At 65.4% G+C, this 20699-nt stretch carries 17 protein-coding genes; 3 read left to right on the top strand and 14 right to left on the bottom strand.

Annotated elements, in window-relative coordinates; all coding sequences use genetic code 11:
* The first annotated feature begins 140 nt into the window (after nucleotides 1–140).
* Nucleotides 141–1802: a SulP family inorganic anion transporter gene (locus LDO29_RS15150; RefSeq protein WP_224080630.1), complete on the top strand. Its 1662-nt coding sequence runs from the start codon at nucleotides 141–143 to the stop codon at nucleotides 1800–1802.
* A gap of 94 nt (nucleotides 1803–1896) precedes the next feature.
* Here LDO29_RS15150 and LDO29_RS15155 read toward each other — a convergent pair whose 3' ends face one another.
* The 14 genes from LDO29_RS15155 to apbC all read right to left on the bottom strand — a co-directional run bounded on the left by LDO29_RS15155 (nucleotide 1897) and on the right by apbC (nucleotide 17060).
* On the bottom strand, nucleotides 1897–4167 hold the full coding sequence (locus LDO29_RS15155; protein WP_224080603.1) for an arginine/lysine/ornithine decarboxylase: 2271 nt from the start codon (nucleotides 4165–4167) through the stop codon (nucleotides 1897–1899).
* 240 nt (nucleotides 4168–4407) lie between these two features.
* Nucleotides 4408–4974, bottom strand: coding sequence for a dCTP deaminase (gene dcd / locus LDO29_RS15160; RefSeq protein ID WP_066731905.1), 567 nt, complete (start codon nucleotides 4972–4974; stop codon nucleotides 4408–4410).
* Between the two features lie 83 nt (nucleotides 4975–5057).
* The gene (locus LDO29_RS15165) at nucleotides 5058–5888 is read right to left on the bottom strand and encodes a formate dehydrogenase accessory sulfurtransferase FdhD (protein ID WP_224080604.1); all 831 of its coding nucleotides are present in this window, start codon (nucleotides 5886–5888) and stop codon (nucleotides 5058–5060) included.
* Between the two features lie 65 nt (nucleotides 5889–5953).
* Nucleotides 5954–6292 (bottom strand): hypothetical protein, encoded by a 339-nt coding sequence (locus LDO29_RS15170; RefSeq protein WP_224080605.1) that lies wholly within the window; start codon nucleotides 6290–6292, stop codon nucleotides 5954–5956.
* Between the two features lie 35 nt (nucleotides 6293–6327).
* Nucleotides 6328–7542, bottom strand: coding sequence for a formate dehydrogenase subunit gamma (locus tag LDO29_RS15175; RefSeq protein WP_224080606.1), 1215 nt, complete (start codon nucleotides 7540–7542; stop codon nucleotides 6328–6330).
* Between the two features lie 40 nt (nucleotides 7543–7582).
* Nucleotides 7583–7819: a hypothetical protein gene (locus LDO29_RS15180; protein ID WP_224080607.1), complete on the bottom strand. Its 237-nt coding sequence runs from the start codon at nucleotides 7817–7819 to the stop codon at nucleotides 7583–7585.
* Nucleotides 7816–8487, bottom strand: coding sequence for a formate dehydrogenase FDH3 subunit beta (gene fdh3B, locus LDO29_RS15185; RefSeq protein ID WP_224080608.1), 672 nt, complete (start codon nucleotides 8485–8487; stop codon nucleotides 7816–7818). The genes LDO29_RS15180 and fdh3B overlap by 4 nt, the downstream gene beginning before the upstream one ends.
* 15 nt (nucleotides 8488–8502) lie before the next feature.
* Nucleotides 8503–11532 (bottom strand): molybdopterin-dependent oxidoreductase, encoded by a 3030-nt coding sequence (locus tag LDO29_RS15190; protein ID WP_224080609.1) that lies wholly within the window; start codon nucleotides 11530–11532, stop codon nucleotides 8503–8505.
* Between the two features lie 71 nt (nucleotides 11533–11603).
* Entirely contained in the window at nucleotides 11604–11819 is a 216-nt protein-coding gene (locus LDO29_RS15195) for a formate dehydrogenase (RefSeq protein WP_224080610.1), read from the bottom strand.
* Between the two features lie 139 nt (nucleotides 11820–11958).
* Nucleotides 11959–12591 carry a TorD/DmsD family molecular chaperone gene (locus LDO29_RS15200; RefSeq protein ID WP_224080611.1) on the bottom strand — a complete coding sequence of 211 codons (633 nt, stop codon included), beginning with the start codon at nucleotides 12589–12591 and terminating at the stop codon, nucleotides 11959–11961.
* Between the two features lie 31 nt (nucleotides 12592–12622).
* Nucleotides 12623–14785 carry a 4Fe-4S binding protein gene (locus tag LDO29_RS15205; protein ID WP_224080612.1) on the bottom strand — a complete coding sequence of 721 codons (2163 nt, stop codon included), beginning with the start codon at nucleotides 14783–14785 and terminating at the stop codon, nucleotides 12623–12625.
* 99 nt (nucleotides 14786–14884) lie between these two features.
* Nucleotides 14885–15436: a DUF3306 domain-containing protein gene (locus LDO29_RS15210; RefSeq protein WP_224080613.1), complete on the bottom strand. Its 552-nt coding sequence runs from the start codon at nucleotides 15434–15436 to the stop codon at nucleotides 14885–14887.
* A 12-nt stretch (nucleotides 15437–15448) separates the two neighbouring features.
* Nucleotides 15449–15961: a DUF3305 domain-containing protein gene (locus LDO29_RS15215; protein WP_224080614.1), complete on the bottom strand. Its 513-nt coding sequence runs from the start codon at nucleotides 15959–15961 to the stop codon at nucleotides 15449–15451.
* A gap of 10 nt (nucleotides 15962–15971) precedes the next feature.
* The gene (gene apbC / locus LDO29_RS15220; protein ID WP_224080615.1) at nucleotides 15972–17060 is read right to left on the bottom strand and encodes an iron-sulfur cluster carrier protein ApbC; all 1089 of its coding nucleotides are present in this window, start codon (nucleotides 17058–17060) and stop codon (nucleotides 15972–15974) included.
* A 321-nt stretch (nucleotides 17061–17381) separates the two neighbouring features.
* Here apbC and LDO29_RS15225 point away from each other — a divergent pair, with 321 nt between their 5' ends.
* On the top strand, nucleotides 17382–18020 hold the full coding sequence (locus LDO29_RS15225) for an OmpA family protein (RefSeq protein WP_224080616.1): 639 nt from the start codon (nucleotides 17382–17384) through the stop codon (nucleotides 18018–18020).
* Nucleotides 18021–18331: 311 nt separating this feature from the next.
* Nucleotides 18332–20395: a methionine--tRNA ligase gene (gene metG, locus LDO29_RS15230; protein ID WP_224080617.1), complete on the top strand. Its 2064-nt coding sequence runs from the start codon at nucleotides 18332–18334 to the stop codon at nucleotides 20393–20395.
* The last annotated feature ends 304 nt before the right edge of the window (nucleotides 20396–20699 follow it).

Genomic DNA, 20699 nt, shown 5'->3' on the forward strand with positions numbered 1-20699 from the left:
TCAGCTTATCCCCGCCCTGCAGCGGGGACGACCGAGCGAAAGGGGGCAACTTGCCAGACCAACCCGCCAGCCCGCTGGCCTCCAAGGCCGTCACGCCGGCAACGGCGGGCGGCTGGCTGCGCTGGCTGCCGGGCCTGCAGATGCTGCGCACGTACCAGCCCGGCTGGCTGCCGCGCGACCTGGCGGCCGGGCTCGTGCTCACGACCATGCTGGTGCCGGTAGGCATCGCCTATGCCGAGGCATCGGGCGTGCCGGGCATCTACGGCCTGTACGCCACCATCATCCCCTTGCTCGCCTACGCGCTGTTCGGCCCCAGCCGCATCCTGGTGCTGGGACCCGACTCCGCGCTGGCTGCGCCGATCCTGGCCGTGGTGGTGCAGCTTTCCGCCGGCGACCCGGCGCGGGCCATCACCATCGCCAGCATGATGGCAGTGGTATCGGGGCTGGTCTGCATCGTCGTCGGGCTCTTGCGCCTGGGTTTCATCACCGAGCTGCTGTCCAAGCCGATCCGCTATGGCTACATGAACGGGATCGCGTTCACCGTGCTGATCAGCCAGCTACCCAAGCTGTTCGGCATTTCGATCGAAGATGCCGGGCCGTTGCGGGATTTGTGGAACCTGGGCAATGCCATCGCTGACGGCAAGGCCAACTGGTACAGCCTGGCCGTGGGCGGCGCCAGCCTGGCGCTGATCCTGCTGCTGAAGCGGTTCGAGCGCGTGCCCGGTGTGCTGATTGCGGTCGTGCTGGCAACACTGAGCGTGAGCGTGCTCGGCCTCGATGCACTGGGCGTGAAGGTGCTTGGCAAGATGCCGCAAGGGCTGCCCGCCTTCGCCTTCCCGTGGCTCACCGGCGTAGACCTGACCCACATCGTGCTGGGCGGGTGTGCCGTTGCGCTGGTGGCGTTCGCCGATACCAGCGTGCTCTCGCGCACTTACGCCGCGCGCCTGAAATACCCGGTCGATCCCAACCAGGAAATGGTCGGACTGGGCACCGCCAACCTTGCCGCCGGGCTGTTCCAGGGCTTCCCGATCAGCAGCAGCGCGTCACGCACGCCGGTGGCCGAGGCGGCGGGCGCGCGCACGCAGCTGACTGGCGTGGTCGGCGCGCTGGCGGTGGCAGCCCTGCTGCTCTTCGCGCCGGACCTGTTGCGGCACCTGCCCAACAGCGCGCTGGCTGCCGTGGTCATTGCGGCGGCCCTCGGCCTGTTCGAGTTTGCCGACCTCAAGCGGATCTACCGCATCCAGCAATGGGAGTTCTGGCTGTCGATGGCGTGCTTTGCCGGCGTTGCGGTCTTCGGCGCGGTGCCGGGCATCTGCCTGGCCGTGGTGATCGCCGTGATCGAGTTCCTGTGGGACGGCTGGCGCCCGCATTACGCTGTGCTGGGCCGCGCCGACGGCGTGCGCGGGTATCACGACGTCGAGCGCTACCCCGATGCGCGCCGCGTGCCGGGCCTGGTGCTGTTTCGCTGGGATGCGCCGCTGTTCTTTGCGAATGCCGAGCTGTTCCAGGACTGCGTGCTGCGGGCCGTTGACGATTCGCCCACCGCCGTGCGGCGCGTAGTAGTAGCAGCCGAGCCGGTGACCAGTGTTGATGTGACCTCGGCGGACATGCTGCGCGAGCTCGACAAGACGCTCGATGGGCGTGGAATCGAGCTGCACTTCGCGGAGATGAAGGATCCGGTCAAGGACAAGCTCAAGCGCTTCGAGCTATTCGACAAGCTGGGGGAGGATGCCTTCCATCCCACTGTGGGTGCGGCGGTGGATGACTACGTGGAGGATTACCGCGTGGAATGGACGGGGTAACGCCGCCCTGGCCCCCCTCTCCCGCTTGCGGGAGAGAAGAGACAACACTCGCACTGCTGGCTATGTCAGCTACCTCAGCGCATCAGCGTAACGATCAGCTACCCTGCTTCACGCAATCCACGAAGTAGGCCTTCTGCCCGTCCACCTCTTCCAGCACCAGCCCGTGCACATCGGTTTCGAAACCCGGGAAGAGCTTGTTGAACTCGCGCGCGAACTTCAGGTACTGGACGATGGTGCGGTTGAAGCGCTCGCCCGGGATCAGCAGCGGAATGCCCGGCGGGTACGGCGTCAGCAGGATGGCCGTGACGCGGCCTTCGAGCTCGTCCACCGGCACACGCTCGATCTCGCGGTGCGCCATCATGGCCCATGCGTCCGAGGGCTTCATCGCCGGCTCCATGTCCGAGAGATACATCTCGGTGGTCACGCGCGCCACGTCGTTGGCCTTGTAGACGCTGTGCACGGCATCGCACAGGTCGCGCAGGCCCATGCGCTCGTACTGCGGATGCTTGCCGACGAACTCGGGCAGCACGCGCCACAGCGGCTGGTTCTGGTCGTAGTCGTCCTTGAACTGCTGCAACTCGGTCACCAGCGAGTTCCAGCGGCCCTTGGTAATGCCGATGGTGAACATGATGAAGAACGAGTACAAGCCCGTCTTCTCGATGATGATGCCGTGCTCGGCCAGGTACTTGGTGACGATGGCCGCCGGGATGCCGCGCTCGCTGAACTCGCCGTCCACGTCCAGGCCCGGGGTGATGATGGTGGCCTTGATCGGGTCGAGCAGGTTGAAGCCGTCGGCCAGGTCGCCGAAGCCGTGCCAGCGCTCGTTGGCCTTGAGCATCCATTCCTCGCGGTCCGGCATGCCTTCTTCATTCAGCGTATCGGGACCCCATACCTTGAACCACCAGTCGCCGTTGTTGCCAGCCTCGAAGTCGCCCTCCACCTTGCGCATGGCGCGGCGGAAATCCAGCGCTTCCTGGATGCTCTCTTCCACCAGCGCGGTGCCGCCCGGCGCTTCCATCATCGCCGCGGCCACGTCGCACGAGGCGATGATCGAGTATTGCGGGCTGGTCGAGGTGTGCATCAGGTACGCCTCGTTAAAGCGATAGCGGTCCAGCTTGCGCGTCTCGGAATCCTGCACGAGGATCTGCGAGGCCTGCGACAGGCCCGCGAGCAGCTTGTGCGTGGACTGCGTGGCGAACACCAGCGCGTCCTTGCTGCGCGGGCGACCCTTGCCGATCGCGTGCATATTGCGATAGAAGTCGTGGAACGCCGCGTGCGGCAGCCACGCTTCATCGAAATGCAGCGTGTCGATTTCCGATGCGAGCATCTCCTTGATCTGCTCGGCGTTGTACAGCACGCCGTCATAGGTGCCCTGCGTGATCGTCAGGATGCGCGGCTTCTGGTTCTTGGCCTTGCTCGCGAACGGGTGGTTGGCGATCTTCTTGCGGATGGTCTCCGGATCGAATTCGCTCTTCGGGATCGGGCCGATGATGCCGTAGTGGTTGCGCGTCGGCATCAGGAACACCGGGATCGCGCCCGTCATCATGATCGCGTGCAGGATCGACTTGTGGCAGTTGCGGTCCACCACCACGATGTCGCCCGGCGCCACGTTGGCGTGCCACACCATCTTGTTCGAGGTGGACGTGCCGTTGGTCACGAAGAACATGTGGTCCGAGTTGAAGATGCGCGCGGCGTTGCGCTCGGACGCCGCCACCGGGCCGGTGTGGTCCAGCAGCTGGCCGAGTTCGTCCACCGCGTTGCAGACGTCGGCGCGCAGCATGTTCTCGCCGAAGAACTGGTGGAACACCTGGCCAACCGGGCTCTTCAGGAACGCCACGCCGCCCGAGTGTCCCGGGCAGTGCCACGAGTACGACGAATCCTGCGCGTAGTCGATCAGCGCCTTGAAGAACGGCGGCGCCAGGCTGTCCAGGTAGACCTTGGCTTCGCGGATGATGTGGCGCGCCACGAATTCGGGGGTGTCCTCGAACATGTGGATGAAGCCGTGCAGCTCGCGCAGGATATCGTTCGGGATATGGCGCGAGGTGCGGGTCTCGCCGTACAGGAAGATCGGCAGGTCGCTGTTGCGGCGGCGCACTTCGTTGACAAACGCCCGCAGCTTCTCGATGGCGGCCGCTTCAGGCCGGTCGTCGGCGGTCACGAACTCGTCGTCATCGATCGACACGATGAAGGTCGAAGCGCGGCTGGACTGCTGCGCGAACGAGGTCAGGTCGCCATAGCTGGTCAGGCCCATGACCTCCATCCCCTCTTTCTCGATCGCCTCGGCCAGCGCGCGGATACCCGAGCCGGAGATGTTCTCGGAGCGAAAGTCTTCGTCAATGATGATGACGGGGAAGCGGAATTTCATCGGGCATCCTTGATGGAAAGCAGGACATAAAGGACTGAGCCACATGGCCGGCAGGGGTTCCCCTGCGACGGCGACATGTGGCTCCTGGATCAAATTGCGGCACGTCATTCCCGCGCAGGCGGGAATCCAGTGCCTTTCAGTGTCTTTAAAAGTCGCTGGGTCCCCGCCTGCGCGGGGACGACAACCGCCTGGAAATATCAGGCATCGGTGAACGTCTGCGGCGCCCGCATTGTATAGCCATCAGGTCTTCGGCAGTGTGACACCATGCTGGCCCTGGTACTTGCCGCCCCGGTCGGCGTACGAGGTCTCGCAGACTTCGTCGCTCTCGAAGAACAGCACCTGCGCGCAGCCTTCGCCGGCGTAGATCTTGGCGGGCAGCGGCGTGGTGTTGGAGAACTCCAGCGTCACATAGCCTTCCCACTCGGGCTCGAACGGCGTCACGTTGACGATGATGCCGCAGCGCGCATAGGTGCTCTTGCCCAGGCAGATGGTCAGCACGCTGCGCGGGATGCGGAAGTACTCCATCGTGCGCGCCAGCGCGAACGAGTTCGGCGGGATGATGCAAACGTCACCCTTGAAGTCCACGAAAGACTTCTCGTCGAAGTTTTTCGGATCGACGATGGTGCTGTTGATATTGGTGAAGATCTTGAATTCGTCGGCACAGCGGATGTCGTAGCCGTAGCTCGACGTGCCGTACGACACGATCTTGCGCCCGTCGGACTCCCGCACCTGGCCGGGTTCGAACGGCTCGATCATGCCGTGCTGCTCCGCCATGCGGCGGATCCACTTGTCGGATTTGATGCTCATAGGGTCAGGGGTAAACGCTCAGGCGGAGTGCGCCGCATTGTACAACCAATCCGCATGAGCACCGGGCTCAATTGAAGTGATGCCTACGCAACAACTTCTTCGGGCAGGCGATGTTGGAAGCGCTCCTTCCCCGTGTATAGCAGGAAGTGCTTGCCCGTACACCTGGCGAACAGCGCCAGGTTGACCCGCTGCGCCATCTGGTACCCCATCTGCGTTACCCCCGAGCGCGACAGCAGGAACGGGATCCCCATCTGCGCGCCTTTGATGACCATTTCGGAGGTCAGGCGGCCAGTGGTGTAGAACACCTTGTCGTCTCCGCGCATGTCTTCCAGCCACATGCGTCCGGCGATGGCGTCCACCGCATTGTGGCGGCCCACGTCCTCCACAAACATCAGCAGCTCGCTGCCGCGGAACAGCGCGCAGCCGTGCACGGAGCCGGCCTGCTTGTACACCGACTGCTGCAGGCGGATGGTGTCGATGATGCCGTACAGGGTGTCCTGGTCCAGGGTGGCCCCGACGGGCAGCCGGATATTGTCGATCTCGTCGAGCAGCGAACCGAACACCGTGCCTTGCCCGCAACCGGTAGTCACCACGCGGCGCGCGGTACGCTCCTCGATGCGGTCGACGCCGGTTCGGGTGGTCACGGCCGCGGATTCGGTTTCCCAGTCCACCTGCACGGCGGCAATGTCCTCGATCGACTCCACCAGCCGCTGGTTGCGCAGGTACCCGAGCACCAGGTGCTCGGGTGCGCCGCCCAGCGTCATCAGCGTGACCAGCTCGCGCTTGTCGAGATAGACCGTCAGCGGGCGTTCGCCGGGCAGGTACACCGGACGGGCGCGCCCCTGCTCGTCGACGACTTCCACTTCTTCGATCAGGGGAACGGCCGCGTGGGTAAGTTCGGGACGCAGAGGCATGAGTGGCGAAGTCGGGGCTGCTCAGGTTTGCCCCGTACGCCGCCTGGCAAGCGACGGGGCCTGGGTTACGGCGCCTTTGCGGGCGATTGTACTGCCGCTGACGCCGGCGGGGCGGCGGGTGCTGCGGGCGGCATGAACGGCCCCGGATCGGCGCAAGGGGGGGTCTGCATGGGCGCGCGGGTTGGATTGCCGCGCGCCTTCATGTCGCTGTAGTAGCGGGCCGCGGTCTTGTCCTGCGACTTGCACAGCTGGAAGGCGGCGACCTTGGCGGCCCAGTCCGAGCGCGCCTTCGTCTCCGCGGCCTTGGCCTTCTGTGCATCGGTTGGCGGCGGCAGCTTGGCGAGCGCAGCCTGGGTACCGACGGTACCGGCGGCCAGGGCGATCAGCATCAGGAAGCGTTTCATGGTCAGGATCCGTGAAGAGCGTCAATGCCCGTATCTCAGGCCTCGCCGGTACTGCGCCGGGCGGCGGCGCTGGCGTCCGGCGTTGCCGAGCGCTGGGCCGGGATCTTGCCGGCCTTGATGTCGTCATACCAGAGCTCGTGATGCTCCTTGGCCCAGGCCTCGTCCACCCAGCCGTCGCGCATGGCGCGGTAAGCCCCTTCCATGCCGATGGTGCCCATGTAGATATGGCCCAGCGACATCGCGATCATCAGCACGGCGGCGATGCCGTGGATCACGTTGGCGATCTGCATGGTGGCCCGGTAGTAATCCATTCCCGGCACGATCATGTCCAGCACCCAGCCAGATGCCGACAGCACCAGGCCGAAGATCACCAGCCCTCCCCAGAACCACATCTTCTCGCCCGCATTGAAGCGTCGGCTCGGCACGTGCCTGCCGCTGGCCAGTCCGCCCAGGCTGCTCATCCAGTGAATGTCATCCCGGCTGGGCAGGTTGTCGCGCACGAAGATCACGAAGGCGACGATGATTGACAGCGTGAATACCGGTCCTGCCAGGTTATGGATGTTCTTGAGCAGGTAGGTCAGCCAGCCGAACAGCGTATGCCCCATCACCGGCAGCAGGAAATGCTTGCCGAACAGCATCACGATGCCCGACACCGCCAGCAGCACGAACGAGATCGCCATGGTCCAGTGGACGATGCGCTCGAACGGCGTGAAGCGCTCGATCATGCGCCCGGTGCGCGGCTCGCGCAGCGGGATGGTGCCCCGCCAGAAGAAGAAGCCAAGGATCGCCAACGGCACAACGACAAGCAGCCAGCCGCCCCATACCGTGATCACGCCGTTGCGGAACAGGCGCCATTGCTGCCCGGTACGCTGGATCAGCACGCCGGCTTCCTTGGCGGGCAGGCTGCTGTAGTGGGCCTGGTCGGAATTGACCTCGCGCCAGACCGGCGCGTTGTTGCCGGGCTGGGTCACTGTGCGTTCCTGCTGCGACCTGGCCTGATTGGCGATGTCGCGGCGCGGTATGTTGAAGATGTTCTCCGACGCAATGCCGGCGAATGGCTGCACCGGATGCGTGGCCGGGTTGTTCGCGTCCGCCGCCTGCGCGGCCTGAGGGGCCTGAGAGGGCTGAGCGGCCTGCGGCGCCGAGGCCGGCGCCTGCGCGGCAGCGCCGCCGCTTGCGAACGTCAGCATGGCCAGCGCGCCTGCGGCAAGCCAGACACGCCAGCGGCACATATTCTGCGTGGGCCTCATATGCGCTCCTTCGGGTCGCCCCGCCCTGCCTGCTGCGCAGTCATGGCGTGCGGTTGTATTCGTTCTGCAGCTGATTGCGCTGGTGGATCTGGTTCTGCCAGGTCGTCTTGTCACCGGGTGTCCAGCCCTTGGCGACAAAGGGATCGTCCGGCGCGCCCTGCCAGGCGGGCGCATCCGACTTCTTGTGCGAGGCGGTTGCGGTCTGGGCCTTTTCGCCACAGGCCGCGAGCAGCACGCCGGCCACGGCCAGCATGGCGATCATCGGGATGCGCGTCATGATGGTTGACCTCCGTTCCCCTTTGCCGGTGCCGGACCGGCGGGGGCAGCGGGCGCAGCCGGTGCCGCCTGCGCGCCACCCTTCGTCCCGTATGCGGTGCCCCAGCCGAACACATCGCCACCCGTGCCGCGCTTGATCACGCGGTTGCGCAGGATGTCGGCAATCACGTCGCCGTCGCCGCCCAGCAGCGCCTTGGTCGAGCACATTTCCGCGCACAGCGGCAGCTTGCCTTCGGCCAGCCGGTTGCGGCCGTATTTCTCGAACTCGGCCTCCGAACCGTTCTTCTCCGGCCCGCCCGCGCAGAAGGTGCACTTGTCCATCTTGCCGCGCACGCCGAAGGTGCCCGTGGACGGGAACTGCGGCGCGCCGAACGGGCACGCGTATGAGCAGTAGCCGCAGCCGATGCAGACGTCCTTGTCGTGCAGCACCACGCCGTCCTCGGTGCGGTAGAAGCAGTCGACCGGGCAGACCGCCATGCATGGGGCGTCCGAGCAGTGCATGCAGGCCACGGAGATCGACTTCTCCGCGCCAACCACGCCGTCGTTGACGGTGACCACGCGGCGCCGGTTCACGCCCCACGGCACTTCGTGCTCGTTCTTGCAGGCAGTGACGCAGCTGTTGCACTCGATGCAGCGCTCGGCGTCACAGATAAATTTCATGCGTGCCATGATGTCATCCTGCCTTTATGCAAAACGTTCGATCTGGCAAATCGTGGTCTTTGTTTCCTGCATCATCGTGACCGAGTCGTAGCCGTACGTGGTCGCCGTGTTGACCGCCTCCCCGCGCACGACCGGCATCGCGCCCTCCGGGTAGTACTCTTTCAGGTCCTTGCCCTGCCACCAGCCCGAAAAGTGGAACGGGATGAAGGCCGTGTCCGGTCCCACGCGTTCGGTCACGAGCGCGCGCACCTTGAGGCTGGCGCCAGTCGGCGTCTTGACCCAGCAGAAGTCGCCATTGCGGATGCCGCGCTGGGATGCGGCGCGCGGGTTGATCTCCACGAAGTTCTCCTGCTGCAGTTCGGCCAGCCACGGATTCGAACGGGTTTCCTCGCCGCCGCCCTCGAACTCCACCAGCCGGCCTGATGTCAGGATGATCGGGAACTTCTCGTAGACCTTGTTCTCGATGTTGCGCTGCTGCACGGTCTTGTACAGCGTCGGCAGGCGCCAGAACGCCATCTTGTCGTCGTGGGTCGGGTACTTGGCAACCATGTCGGGCCGCGTGGAATACAGCGGCTCGCGGTGCTGCGGAATCGGGTCCGGGAAGTTCCACACCACGGCACGCGCCTTGGCGTTGCCGAACGGATGGCAGCCATGCACCTTGAGCACGACGCGCTGGATGCCGCCGGAGAGGTCGGTCTTCCAGTTCTTGCCTTCGGCGGCCTTCTTCTCGTCGTCCGTCAGGTCGTCCCACCAGCCCAGCTTCTTGAGCAGCACGTGATCAAATTCGGGATAGCCCGTGGTGATCTCCGCGCCGAGCGAATACGACCCGTCCTCAGCCAGCAGGTTGACGCCGTCGCGCTCCACGCCGAAGTTCGCGCGGAAGTTGCCGCCGCCATCCATCACATGCTTGCTGGTGTCGTACAGGTTCGGCGAGCCGGGGTGCTTGAGCTCCGGGGTGCCGTAGCACGGCCATGGCAGGCCGAAGTAGTCGCCGGTCAGGTCATAGCCCGTCTCGGCATCCTTGCCGCCCTTGCAGCGCAACGTCTTCACGTCGAACATCTGCATATTGCGCATATGGGCCTTGAGGCGTTCCGGCGACTGGCCGGTGTAGCCGATGGTCCAGTTGCTGCGGTTGATCTCACGCAGGATCGACTCGATCTCCGGCTCCATCCAGGTACGGCCGGCGCGCTTGACCTCGATCATTTTGTAGTTCTTCGACAGCTCCTTGCCAAACCCGAGCTTGTCCGCAAAGGCCTGCATGATGGTCTGGTCAGGCATCGACTCGAACAGCGGCTCGATGACCTTCTCGCGCCATTGCAGCGAGCGGTTCGAGGCCGTGCATGACCCCGATGTCTCGAACTGCGTGCAGGCCGGCAGCAGGTAGACCGCGCGGTTCGGGTTGACCTTGCCGCCGTCTGTCGCCGGCATATTGGCCATGGCCGCAGTGGCGGACGGATACGGGTCGACCACGACCAGCAGGTCCAGCTTGTCCATCGCCGTCTTCATTTCCAGGCCGCGCGTCTGCGAATTCGGCGCATGGCCCCAGAAGAACACGCCGCGCACGTTGTTGTCCTGGTCGATCAGTTCGTTCTTCTCCATGACGATGTCGATCCAGCGCGACACGGTCGTACCGGACTTTTCCATCATGGCCTGTGACACAAACTGCTTCTTGATCCATTCGTAGTCGACGCCCCACACCGCCGCATAGTGCTTCCAGGCACCGGCGGCCAGGCCGTAGTAGCCGGGCAGCGAATCCGGATTGGGCCCCACGTCGGTAGCGCCCTGCACGTTGTCATGGCCGCGGAAGATGTTGGCGCCGCCGCCGGCGACGCCGATATTGCCGAGCGCGAGCTGCACGATGCACGACGCGCGCACGATGGCGTTGCCGATGGTGTGCTGGGTCTGGCCCATGCACCAGACCAGCGTGCTGGGCCGGTTCTTCGCCATGATCTCGGCCACCATCTTCACCTGCGCCTCGGGCACGCCGCAGACTTCCTCGACTTTATCCGGCGCCCACTTGGCCAGGATTTCTTCCTTGACCTTGTCCATGCCGTAGACACGGTCGTGCAGGAACTTCTGGTCTTCCCAGCCATTCTGGAAGACGTGGTACAGCACGCCGAACAGGAAGGCGATGTCGGTGCCCGAGCGGATGCGCACATAGTGGTCCGCCTTCGCGGCCGTGCGCGTGAAGCGTGGGTCCACCACGATCACCTTGCAGCCATTCTCCTTGGCATGCAGCAGGTGCAGCATCGACACGGGGTGCGCCTCGGCCGCGTTGGAGCCGATATACAGAGCCGCCCTGGAGTTCTGCATATCGTTGTACGAGTTGGTCATCGCCCCGTAGCCCCAGGTGTTTGCCACGCCCGCCACGGTGGTGGAGTGGCAGATACGCGCCTGGTGATCGGTGTTGTTGGTGCCGAAGAACGACACCCATTTGCGCATCAGGTAAGACTGCTCGTTGCTGTGCTTGGACGAGCCGATGAAGAACATCGAATCCGGGCCGGACTGCTGGCGGATCTCCTTCATCTTCGCGGTGATCTCGTCGAGCGCCTGGTCCCAGCTGATGCGCTGGTATTTGCCGTTGACCAGCTTCATCGGGTACTTCAGGCGATATTCGCCATGGCCGTGCTCGCGCAGCGCGGCGCCCTTGGCGCAGTGCGCCCCCATGTTGAGGGGCGAGTCGAACACCGGCTCCTGCCGCACCCACACGCCGTTCTGCACCACGGCATCGACCGCGCAACCCACCGAGCAGTGGCCGCACACGGTGCGCTTCACCACGATGCCGCCCTTGCCTTGCGCGGCAGCGACGGTCTTGTCGTCGGCGGCATCGGCCTTGCGGAGCAGCGTCAGTTGGGAAGCCGCCAACCCGACCCCGACACCGATGCCGGAACGCTTGAGGAAGCCGCGCCGGTCCATGGTCGGCATGGCGCCGGCCAGTCCTGCGGCAAGCCGCGTGGAAAGCCGGCCGGCTCCCGCTGGCGCATTCGCCTGTGCGAGGCTGTCAGTCAGCCGGGTCGATGCGCCCTGCGCCGCGCGTTTGCGGGTCAAGATCATGTCTCACCTCAGCAGAGGAAAGCAGCAAATGCCGGACTGGCAGAACCGGACATGCCGGCCCGCCAGCGTGCTCACACCAGCGTGGTGCGGTAGTACTTGCGAATGTGTTCGGAAACCCGGTAGCCCTTGTTGTCCGACGGCACGTCGGTAGGCTCGGGAATGGCGGCGCTCTGGACTGGCGTGGCCGGACCACGCGCGGTCAACGACGCTGCGCCGGCGGCGGCAGCGACCACACCAGCGCCCGCAAGAAACGTGCGGCGCGCGACCCTGGGTTGCTTCTCTGTCATGTGGGCACTCCTCGGTTCGGCACTGGAATGCCGATGATTCAGCCGTTATGCGTTGTTATGCATATTCTAGGTGCAACCTCGCTGAAAAACTATGCCGATTCCGGGTTAATCCCTATTTGCGCGGGCAATGTATTTAATGTCAATGCATTTCGAGCGCCACAGCTTCGACGTCCGCAAAGGCCTGCATCAGTCCGGCAACGCTGCGATAGAAGCGCGCTTGCGGATGGCCACTTAGTGCGTCGCACAATTTCCCGACCCATGGCTGCAGGTGCTGCGCGTAGAAGCGCTGTTGTTCGCCCAGGTTGGAAACGGCAATGTCATCGCCTGCAACGAGGAACCGCATCACCTCGCACAGCGTGGCCACGTGGTCCTCGGTCTCGCTGACATCGTCGTGCCGCACCAGCCCGTAGCGGGCCAGGTCATCACGCAGGGCCACCAGCGGGCGCTCGTTCAGGAAGCCGGTGAGATAGTAGGACCCATACAGGAAGACTTCCTGGCGTCCCACGCCCAGAAACAGTTCGCGGTACTCCTCATGAGCCTCGGCCTCCGTGGTGCTCGATGCCGCATCGCACAACGCGTTCCATGCACGCCCCAGTACGGTGTCCGCATCGTCGTCCCGCGCACGGTTGGCCGCGATGTGATGGAGCAGCGCTGCGTCCGGCGCCCGGTAGAACAGCGTGGCCAGAAGACCGTACAGGTCGGCGCGGGCAATGTCCTCGGCATCGTCGGCGGGCGCGGCGGCCGTGAGCTGGATAGGCTGGAAATCTGTCATGTCGTGATGGTTATTGTCTGGCCGGAAGCGCTTACCGGAGCGTGGCACCACTGACCGCACCAGGATCGCGCTCCATCATGTCGATCACGCGGCAATCGGGGCACATCTTCAGGCGCTCGGCGGCTGCGCCGGCAAAGGCGGGATGCCCCGCCAGGCGGACCAGCATCGACTCCACCATCTGCGCCGTGCCGAACGGCTTGGCGCAGCGCACGCAATGGAACGGCTGCGCCTCGTTGAGCGTGACAGTGCGCCGCGCCGCTTCGCCGGCCAGCAGGCGCGGTATGAGCGTGATTGCGTTTTCGGGGCAGGTCTTTTCGCACAGGCCGCACTGGACGCAGTTGCGTTCCAGGAAGCCCAGCACCGGGCGCTCCGGGTTGTCGCGCAGCGCCTGTGTCGGGCAGGCGCCCACGCAGGCCATGCAGAGGGTGCAGCGTGCCGTGTCCACGGCCACCGCACCGATCGGCGCGGTGGCCGGAAGCGGCACGATGTCCGCCGGAACAGGCGCATGCCGCGCCAGGTGATCGAGCGCGAACTCGAGCATCTCGCGCTTGGCGGCCACGGCACCGAACGGCGCCGGCGGCAATGCTTGCCGGGCCGGGCGCAGCGCGGCAAGCCCCGAGTCCAGCGACGCAGCATCGCCTGCCTCGACCAGCGACACCGCTTCGCCGTCGTAGCCGAGCCCGGCCAGCAGCGACCTGGCCACATCGATCTGCTCGGCCAATGCGGTGCGGTACTGCGGCGCCTCGTCGCCCGTCAGCAGTACCGCCACACGCGCAGCGCCCCAGCATAGCGCCGCAAGCCAGAGTTCCAGCCCGGCGGCGGCCGGGTGGAACACCTGTACCGGCATCACGTTCGGCGGCACGCCTTGCGCCTGCCCGGCGCGCGCGGCGCGGCCCAGAGCCAGAATGGCCGGCGTGCCGGAGGCTTCCCCGTGCAGCAGCAGTACGGCGTCGCGCCCGCCCGCCGACCGGTAGGCAGACAGCAGCGTGCGCAAGCGCGTGCCCAGCATCTCGGGGCCCGGATACGCGTAGCTGATCGCCCCGCTCGGGCAGACCGTGGTACACGCGCCGCAGCCCATGCAGAGATTGGGCGCGACCTCGATGCGGCCCTTGCCGTCATGCCACTGCGAGTGGATTGCCTGGGTCGAGCAGATGTCGATACATGCGGTGCAGCCCGTGGTCTGGTTGCGCCCGTGGGCACAGAGGCTTTCCTTGTATCGAAAGAACTTCGGCTTTTCGAACTCGCCGATGAACTGCGTCAGGGCCAGCGCCTGTTGCTGCTGGCGCAGCGGGTCCCCGCCTGCGTGCAGGTAGCCTTGCGGCGGCTGGTGCATGGTAAAGGCAGGCGCGTCGTTGAGATCGAAGACCAGGTCGAAGCGGGCCTCGGTGGTCGCCGGCGGCCGGTCGAAATCGATGGCCGCCGCCGCGCCGCAGGCGCGCACGCAATCGCGGTGCGCGCGGCAACGGTCCATGTCGACCTGGTAGCTGAAGTCGATCGCCTGTTCCGGGCAGGCTTCGATGCAGGCATTGCACCGCGTGCAGAGGTCGAGATCGATGGGATTGCCGCGGCCCGCGCCGGTCTCCCAGGTGGCCGCAAACGCGCCCAGCCAGCCGGTCAGCGCTTGCAGCGTGCCGCTGTGGACGGGGTAGGCCCGCTCCGCGGGAACGACACCTGATCCCACGCGAGCACCAGGTGTCGTGCCGGCAGCCAGCAGGACCGTGACTTCGAGCGACATGGCGGCGAGCCGCTCGGCCCAGGGCAAGGCGCGGTCGGCGGGGCCCATCACCAGCACGGCGCCTTCGGAGCAGTAGTCCACCACCGGCACAGGATCGGGCTCGGGCAGGGCTGCCACGGCCAGCAGCGCGGCGATCTTCGCGTTGGCGGTCTGCGGATCGCGCTTCGCGCCCTGTGACCAGCCTCCGGTCTCGCGGATATTCACGAAGCGCACGGGCGCGACCACCACGGCGCGGCCACCGGTGCCTTGCGCGGCCTCGGCAGCCACCTCGGCAAACAGGTGCCGCTCCTGCGTGCAGGCGACGATCACGTCGTCTGTGCCGTCGAGCGCGGCGGTGAAATCGCCGATCTCCCTTCGGCACAGCAGGCGGTGGACCTTCAGCGGCCCACCACTGGCTTGCGACAGCGCCGCCCCGTCAAGCGGCATGGTGTCATTGCAATTGCAGATCAGCGTCGGCATGGCGAATCCGGCTGACCGGCCCGGGCGCCCTTCTTGCGAGGGTCTGCAGGCCGGGGATTTGTGGGGGAGTCCTATTGTAGGCCTCGCGTATGTGGCGGGCTACGCGTGTTTATCCGGGCTCGGCTCCGTCGCCTGCGCGGGCAGTTCGGGCCCATCGACATCGTCCCGCCTGTCATCCGGCAGGGCGGCGGCCTGCGCCGCTGGTTCCGGCGGCGCTGTCGTTTCGGGCGTTTCCTCGGCGTCGAACAATCCCAGCGCCCTGGACTGCCGCAGGCGGCGCAGCACGTCCGGCGGGATCGGGTCGGGCTTGCCGTAGTCGTCGATATAGGTATCGAGCCCGTCCATCACATTGAAGTGCGGGTCGGCAAACAGGGTCTTGAGCGCGGCACGCTTGACGCCTTCGTCCACGCCCCGCGCGACGAAGCGCGCTATGTCGTCGCCCGGCCGCAGCAGGGCGACGTCAGCCATGGTGGGAAGGTCGACTGGCACCTCCGTGGCAGCCAGCCGCGCCTCCGGTTGTTGCGCGGCATCTGCCGGTAACTGTGCGGGCGGCCCCGGTTCGGATGCGGGTGGCTCTTCCGGTACGGCAACGCCCTCCCGAACCGCCGCCTTGCGGCGCGACCAGCGCGACAGGAAGGACGATTCGCTCATGGCCGGCAGCCGTCAGTAACGCGCGCGGTCCTGCGGCGCCTTGAACGACTCGGGCCGGCGGCGCTGCTTGGGTTCAGGACGATAGTTCTGGTCGACGTAGGCCTGCAGCCAGTCGCGCTGGTCGGGTGCAAGCGGCACGTTCTCCACGGTTTCGCCGGCATCGAGCCAGCGCCCCGCTTCGTTGTACGACAGCGAGACAGTGACGGGCACCGGCCGCGCCTCGTCCGCAGGAACGTCTTCCTGCATGCGCCAGTGCACGAACCAGCAAGGCTGTGTCGACGTGAGATTGAGGTAGTAGCCTTCGCCTTGGTCATGGAACAGCACAACCTCGAAGCCCGGATAGAGCCAGCGCGCGCCATGCTCGTCCTGTTCCAGGCACATGGGCCCGGCGCCGAACTCGCCCAGGTCCGGCCAGACCGCCTCGAGCTCCCATTTCCAGGGCTGCCAGCGGTTCGCCAGCGCCACCTTGCGCATGACCACCGCCATCGTGACGGCGGGGCGGGCTTGCGGCGCGGGCGTGTCCATGGCGATGGCCTCAGGTGTTCTGCACGACGATGCTGGGGAACTTGCTGGTCATGTCGCGCGCCTTGTCGGCCACCTTGATGGCCACCTTGCGCGCGATGCCGCGGTACAGGTCCGCCACCGGGCTGTCCGGGTCAGACACCACCGTGGGGCGGCCGGAATCCGCCTGCTCGCGGATGGACAGGTTCAGCGGCAGGCTGCCCAGCAGTTCGACGCCGTAGTCGGCGCACATCTTCTCGCCGCCGCCATGGCCGAAGATATGCTCGACGTGGCCGCAGTTCGGGCAGCAGTACACCGCCATGTTCTCGACGATGCCCAGGATGGGAATGCCCACTTTCTCGAACATCTTCAGGCCCTTCTTGGCGTCCAGCAGCGCGATATCCTGCGGCGTGGTCACAATCACGGCGCCAGTGACGGGCACCTTCTGCGACAGCGTGAGCTGGACGTCGCCGGTTCCGGGCGGCATGTCGACGATCAGGTAATCCAGGTCATGCCAGTTGGTCTGGCGCAGCAGCTGTTCCAGGGCCGACGTGACCATCGGGCCACGCCATACCATCGGGTTGTCCTGTTCGATCAGGAAACCGATCGAGTTGGCTTGCAGGCCGTGGCCTTCCAGCGGCTCCATGGTCTGGCCGTCGGAGGATTCGGGGCGGCCGTCGATGCCCAGCATCATCGGCAGGCTGGGGCCGTAGATGTCGGCGTCGAGCATGCCCACGCGCGCACCTTCCGCGGACAGCGCCAGCGCCAGGTTGACCGCCGTGGTGGACTTGCCGACACCGCCCTTGCCCGAGGCCACGGCAATCACGTTCTTCACGCCCGGCAGCAGCTTGACGCCGCGCTGCACCGCATGGGCGACGATCTTCATGCTGACGCTGACGCTCACATTGCTCACGCCGGCAAGTTGTCGCACCGCAGCAACGACCAGCTTGCGAATCGGATCGAACTGGCTCTTGCCCGGATAGCCCAGCTCCACCTCCAGCGACACGTCGCCGCCGTCGACCCGGATATTCCTGGCCGAACGGGTGGACACCAGATCCTTGCCCGTGTTGGGGTCGATAACCGTGCGCAGGACTTCCGTGACCTGTTCAGTGCTGAGGCTCAAGACAAACTCCGCTTGTTCGTGGATAGTGGGGGACGGACCAATGTATCAAAGTATGAAGCAGCGGCCATCGGAACCGTGAATCGGCGCACAAGCCCTTGCCTGCTTTGTGGGATTACAGACATTTACAAATCTCACAAGCTTGCACTTGTGCGCGCGCCGCCATATCCATATTGTAGTGCCCCAGTGCTGCACGAGGCCCCGCCCTGCCCGCCTTCCCCTTGGCGCAGGCGTGCGGCACGTGCGCAGGGCGCTACTATCGGCGTTACCATCCACGCTGCAACAAGCAAAAATACTTCTACGGGAACATCAGAAGGAGAAAGCATGAAATTCAAGTTCGCCACCGTCTCGCTCGCAGCGGCCACGCTCCTGGCCGCCGGCTGCGCCACCGAACAACAGACCCACACGGCCGTCGGGACCGGCGTGGGCGCTGCTGTGGGCGCCGGCCTGGGCAACCTGATCGGCGGCAATACCACCGGCACGCTGGTCGGCGCGGCGGTGGGCGGTGCCATCGGCGGCGCCACCGGCTACAACTGGAATGCCATCCGCGGCAAGCTGAACAAGGATACCGCCGGTACCGGCACCCAGATCACCGAGCAGCCGGATGGCTCGCTCAAGGTCAATATCCCTAGCCAGGTCACCTTCGACACCGACAGCGCCACCATCAAGCCGTCGTTCCGCACCGTGCTGGACCAGGTGGCCCAGACGCTGGGCCAGCACCAGGACGTGAGCGCCAACGTCGTCGGCCATACCGACAGCACGGGCAACCCGCAATACAACATGCAGCTCTCCCAGCGCCGCGCCCAGAGCGTGGCCAGCTACCTGGGTGACCGCGGCGTCGCCCGCAACCGCCTGTCGGCCGAGGGCCGGGGCCAGACCCAGCCCGTGGCGGACAACGCCACCGAGGCCGGCCGGGCACAAAATCGCCGCGTCGAAATTTTTTTGAAACCAATTCAAGGGTGAGCCAGTCATAGAAACAGGTACCGCTTGCCACCGTTGCTGGCTCGCGATAGGTGGCTGACCTCCCGGGCGGTGCCTGATTTCTCCTCCTTTTCCGTTGTGGAAAGCTGCGCCGGCATTGACCGGCGCTTTTTTTTGGCGCCGATCCAGGATGCGCCGATTAATCCTCTTTCGCGTCCGCCGTAGTTTCGTCATGCGCAATTCCGGCCGCCCCGCGTCGTGCTTGCTAAAATAACCGTTTCGCAGCCAGCGCCCGGCTCCGCCGCGGCTGCCGCCCCGACTGCTTTCCCGTCATCCCCCACCGGCTCTTTTCCATGACCGCACGTCGTATCCTCGTCACATCTGCCCTGCCTTACGCCAACGGCCAGATCCATATCGGCCATCTGGTGGAGTACATCCAGACCGACATCTGGGTGCGCTTCCAGCGCATGATGGGCAACGAGGTCTACTACGTCGGCGCCGACGACACGCACGGCACCCCGGTCATGCTGCGCGCCGAAAAGGAAGGCATCACGCCCAAGGAACTGATCGACCGCGTCTGGACCGAACACAAGCGCGACTTCGACAGCTTCCTGGTGTCGTTCGACAACTACTACAGCACCGACGCAGAAGAAAACCGCGAGTTGTGCGAGAAGATCTACCTGGCCCTGAAGGCCGACGACCTGATCGCCGAGCGCGACGTCGAGCAGTTCTACGACCCGGTCAAGAACATGTTCCTGCCGGACCGCTTCATCAAGGGCGAGTGCCCGAAGTGCGGCGCCAAGGACCAGTACGGCGACTCGTGTGAAGTCTGCGGCACCACGTACGTGCCGACCGACCTGAAGAACCCGTATTCGGTGGTCTCCGGTGCCACGCCGGTGCGCAAGTCGTCCACGCACTTCTTCTTCAAGCTGTCCGACCCGCGCTGCGAAACCTTCCTGCGCGAGTGGGTGGCCGACCTAGCCCAGCCGGAAGCCGCCAACAAGATGCAGGAATGGCTGGGCAGCGAAGGCGAAGCCTCGACGCTGTCCGACTGGGACATCTCGCGCGACGCGCCATACTTCGGTTTCGAGATTCCGGGCGCCCCAGGCAAATATTTCTACGTGTGGCTGGACGCGCCGATCGGCTACTACGCGAGCTTCAGGAACCTGGCCGCGAAGAAGGGCATCGACTTCGACGCCTGGGTCGGCCCGCACTCCACAGCCGAGCAATACCACTTCATCGGCAAGGACATCCTGTATTTCCACACGCTGTTCTGGCCGGCCATGCTGCGCTTCTCGGGCTACCGCACGCCGACCAACGTGTTCGCCCACGGCTTCCTGACCGTGGACGGCGCCAAGATGAGCAAGTCGCGCGGCACCTTCATCACCGCGCAGAGCTACATCGACACCGGCATGAATCCGGAATGGCTGCGCTACTACTTCGCGGCCAAGCTGAATGCCAGCATGGAAGACCTGGACCTGAACCTGGACGACTTCATCGCCCGGGTCAACAGCGACCTGATCGGCAAGTACGTCAACATCGCCAGCCGCGCGGCTGGCTTCCTGGTCAAGCGCTTCGATGGCAAGGTCGATGAGGCCGCGCTGGCCCACCCGCTGCTCAAGCAGCTGCGCGAGGCCGCCCCGCAGCTCGCCCAGCTGTATGAAGCGCGCGAGTACAGCAAGGCGCTGCGCCTGGTGATGGAACTGACCGACGCCGTCAACGCGTTCGTCGATACCGAAAAGCCGTGGGAACTGGCCAAGGACGAAGCGAAGCGCGCCGCACTGCACGCCGCGTGCTCGGTGTCGCTGGAAGCCTTCCGCCTGCTGACGGTCTACCTGAAGCCCGTGGTGCCCTCGATGGCTGCCGGCGTCGAGCGCTTCCTCAACGTCGAGCCGCTGGACTGGCGCGCCATCGACAAGCAATTGTCGGCTTCCAGCCCGGTGCAGCCGTACCAGCACCTGATGACCCGCGTCGATGCGAAGCAGATCGACGCGCTGCTGGCCGCCAACCGGGAGTCGCTGCAGGCCTCGGCGCCGGCCGCAGCGGCATCGGCCGCCTCGATCGAGCCGATCGCCGACACCATCACCATCGACGACTTTGCCAAGATCGACCTGCGTGTGGCGAAGATCGTCGAATGCCAGAAAGTGGAAGGCTCCAGCAAGCTGCTGCAACTCACCCTCGACCTTGGCGAAGGCCGCACGCGCAATGTGTTCTCGGGCATCCAGTCGGCCTACACGCCGGAACAGCTGGTGGGCAAGCTGACCGTGGTGGTCGCCAACCTGGCGCCACGCAAGATGAAGTTCGGCGTGTCCGAAGGGATGGTGCTGGCGGCTTCTGCGGCCGATGAAAAGACCAATCCGGGGCTGTATATCCTGGAGCCGCACAGTGGTGCGGTGCCTGGCATGCGGATTGGCTGATCTGCCTGGCGGAGAGCAAAACGGCGGCGCGCTCGGGCGGCCGCCGTTTTTTTTGGTTCGCCGAATTGCGGGGGCTGTGGGGAGGATTGGGTTGGCGTGCTTGGCGGGCGCCGCTGTTTCGCCGGCGTAGCCGGCGAGTCCCTTTTTGTCCGAGCGACAAAAAGGAACCAAAAAGCGCGTTTGTTTGCCCTAAGGATGCTCTGCACAAATAGCTAGCGGATGTGCTTGCAATGAATCGTCGAGCCAGCGAGCATGTCGGGCATGAAACAAGCTGACCTTGGATTGAACTTGTCGACCAAGCGCA

Source organism: Cupriavidus laharis (assembly GCF_914271435.1).
GTDB classification, from domain to species: Bacteria; Pseudomonadota; Gammaproteobacteria; order Burkholderiales; family Burkholderiaceae; genus Cupriavidus; species Cupriavidus laharis.

Bases quoted from the DNA above. Each gene is read 5' to 3' on its own strand.
- LDO29_RS15150 (WP_224080630.1), top strand. From the start codon at position 141: ATGCTGCGCACGTACCAGCCCGGCTGGCTGCCGCGCGACCTGGCGGCC.
- LDO29_RS15155 (WP_224080603.1), bottom strand. From the start codon at position 4,167: ATGAAATTCCGCTTCCCCGTCATCATCATTGACGAAGACTTTCGCTCC.
- dcd (WP_066731905.1), bottom strand. From the start codon at position 4,974: ATGAGCATCAAATCCGACAAGTGGATCCGCCGCATGGCGGAGCAGCAC.
- LDO29_RS15165 (WP_224080604.1), bottom strand. From the start codon at position 5,888: ATGCCTCTGCGTCCCGAACTTACCCACGCGGCCGTTCCCCTGATCGAA.
- LDO29_RS15170 (WP_224080605.1), bottom strand. From the start codon at position 6,292: ATGAAACGCTTCCTGATGCTGATCGCCCTGGCCGCCGGTACCGTCGGT.
- LDO29_RS15175 (WP_224080606.1), bottom strand. From the start codon at position 7,542: ATGAGGCCCACGCAGAATATGTGCCGCTGGCGTGTCTGGCTTGCCGCA.
- LDO29_RS15180 (WP_224080607.1), bottom strand. From the start codon at position 7,819: ATGACGCGCATCCCGATGATCGCCATGCTGGCCGTGGCCGGCGTGCTG.
- fdh3B (WP_224080608.1), bottom strand. From the start codon at position 8,487: ATGGCACGCATGAAATTTATCTGTGACGCCGAGCGCTGCATCGAGTGC.
- LDO29_RS15190 (WP_224080609.1), bottom strand. From the start codon at position 11,532: ATGATCTTGACCCGCAAACGCGCGGCGCAGGGCGCATCGACCCGGCTG.
- LDO29_RS15195 (WP_224080610.1), bottom strand. From the start codon at position 11,819: ATGACAGAGAAGCAACCCAGGGTCGCGCGCCGCACGTTTCTTGCGGGC.
- LDO29_RS15200 (WP_224080611.1), bottom strand. From the start codon at position 12,591: ATGACAGATTTCCAGCCTATCCAGCTCACGGCCGCCGCGCCCGCCGAC.
- LDO29_RS15205 (WP_224080612.1), bottom strand. From the start codon at position 14,785: ATGCCGACGCTGATCTGCAATTGCAATGACACCATGCCGCTTGACGGG.
- LDO29_RS15210 (WP_224080613.1), bottom strand. From the start codon at position 15,436: ATGAGCGAATCGTCCTTCCTGTCGCGCTGGTCGCGCCGCAAGGCGGCG.
- LDO29_RS15215 (WP_224080614.1), bottom strand. From the start codon at position 15,961: ATGGACACGCCCGCGCCGCAAGCCCGCCCCGCCGTCACGATGGCGGTG.
- LDO29_RS15225 (WP_224080616.1), top strand. From the start codon at position 17,382: ATGAAATTCAAGTTCGCCACCGTCTCGCTCGCAGCGGCCACGCTCCTG.
- metG (WP_224080617.1), top strand. From the start codon at position 18,332: ATGACCGCACGTCGTATCCTCGTCACATCTGCCCTGCCTTACGCCAAC.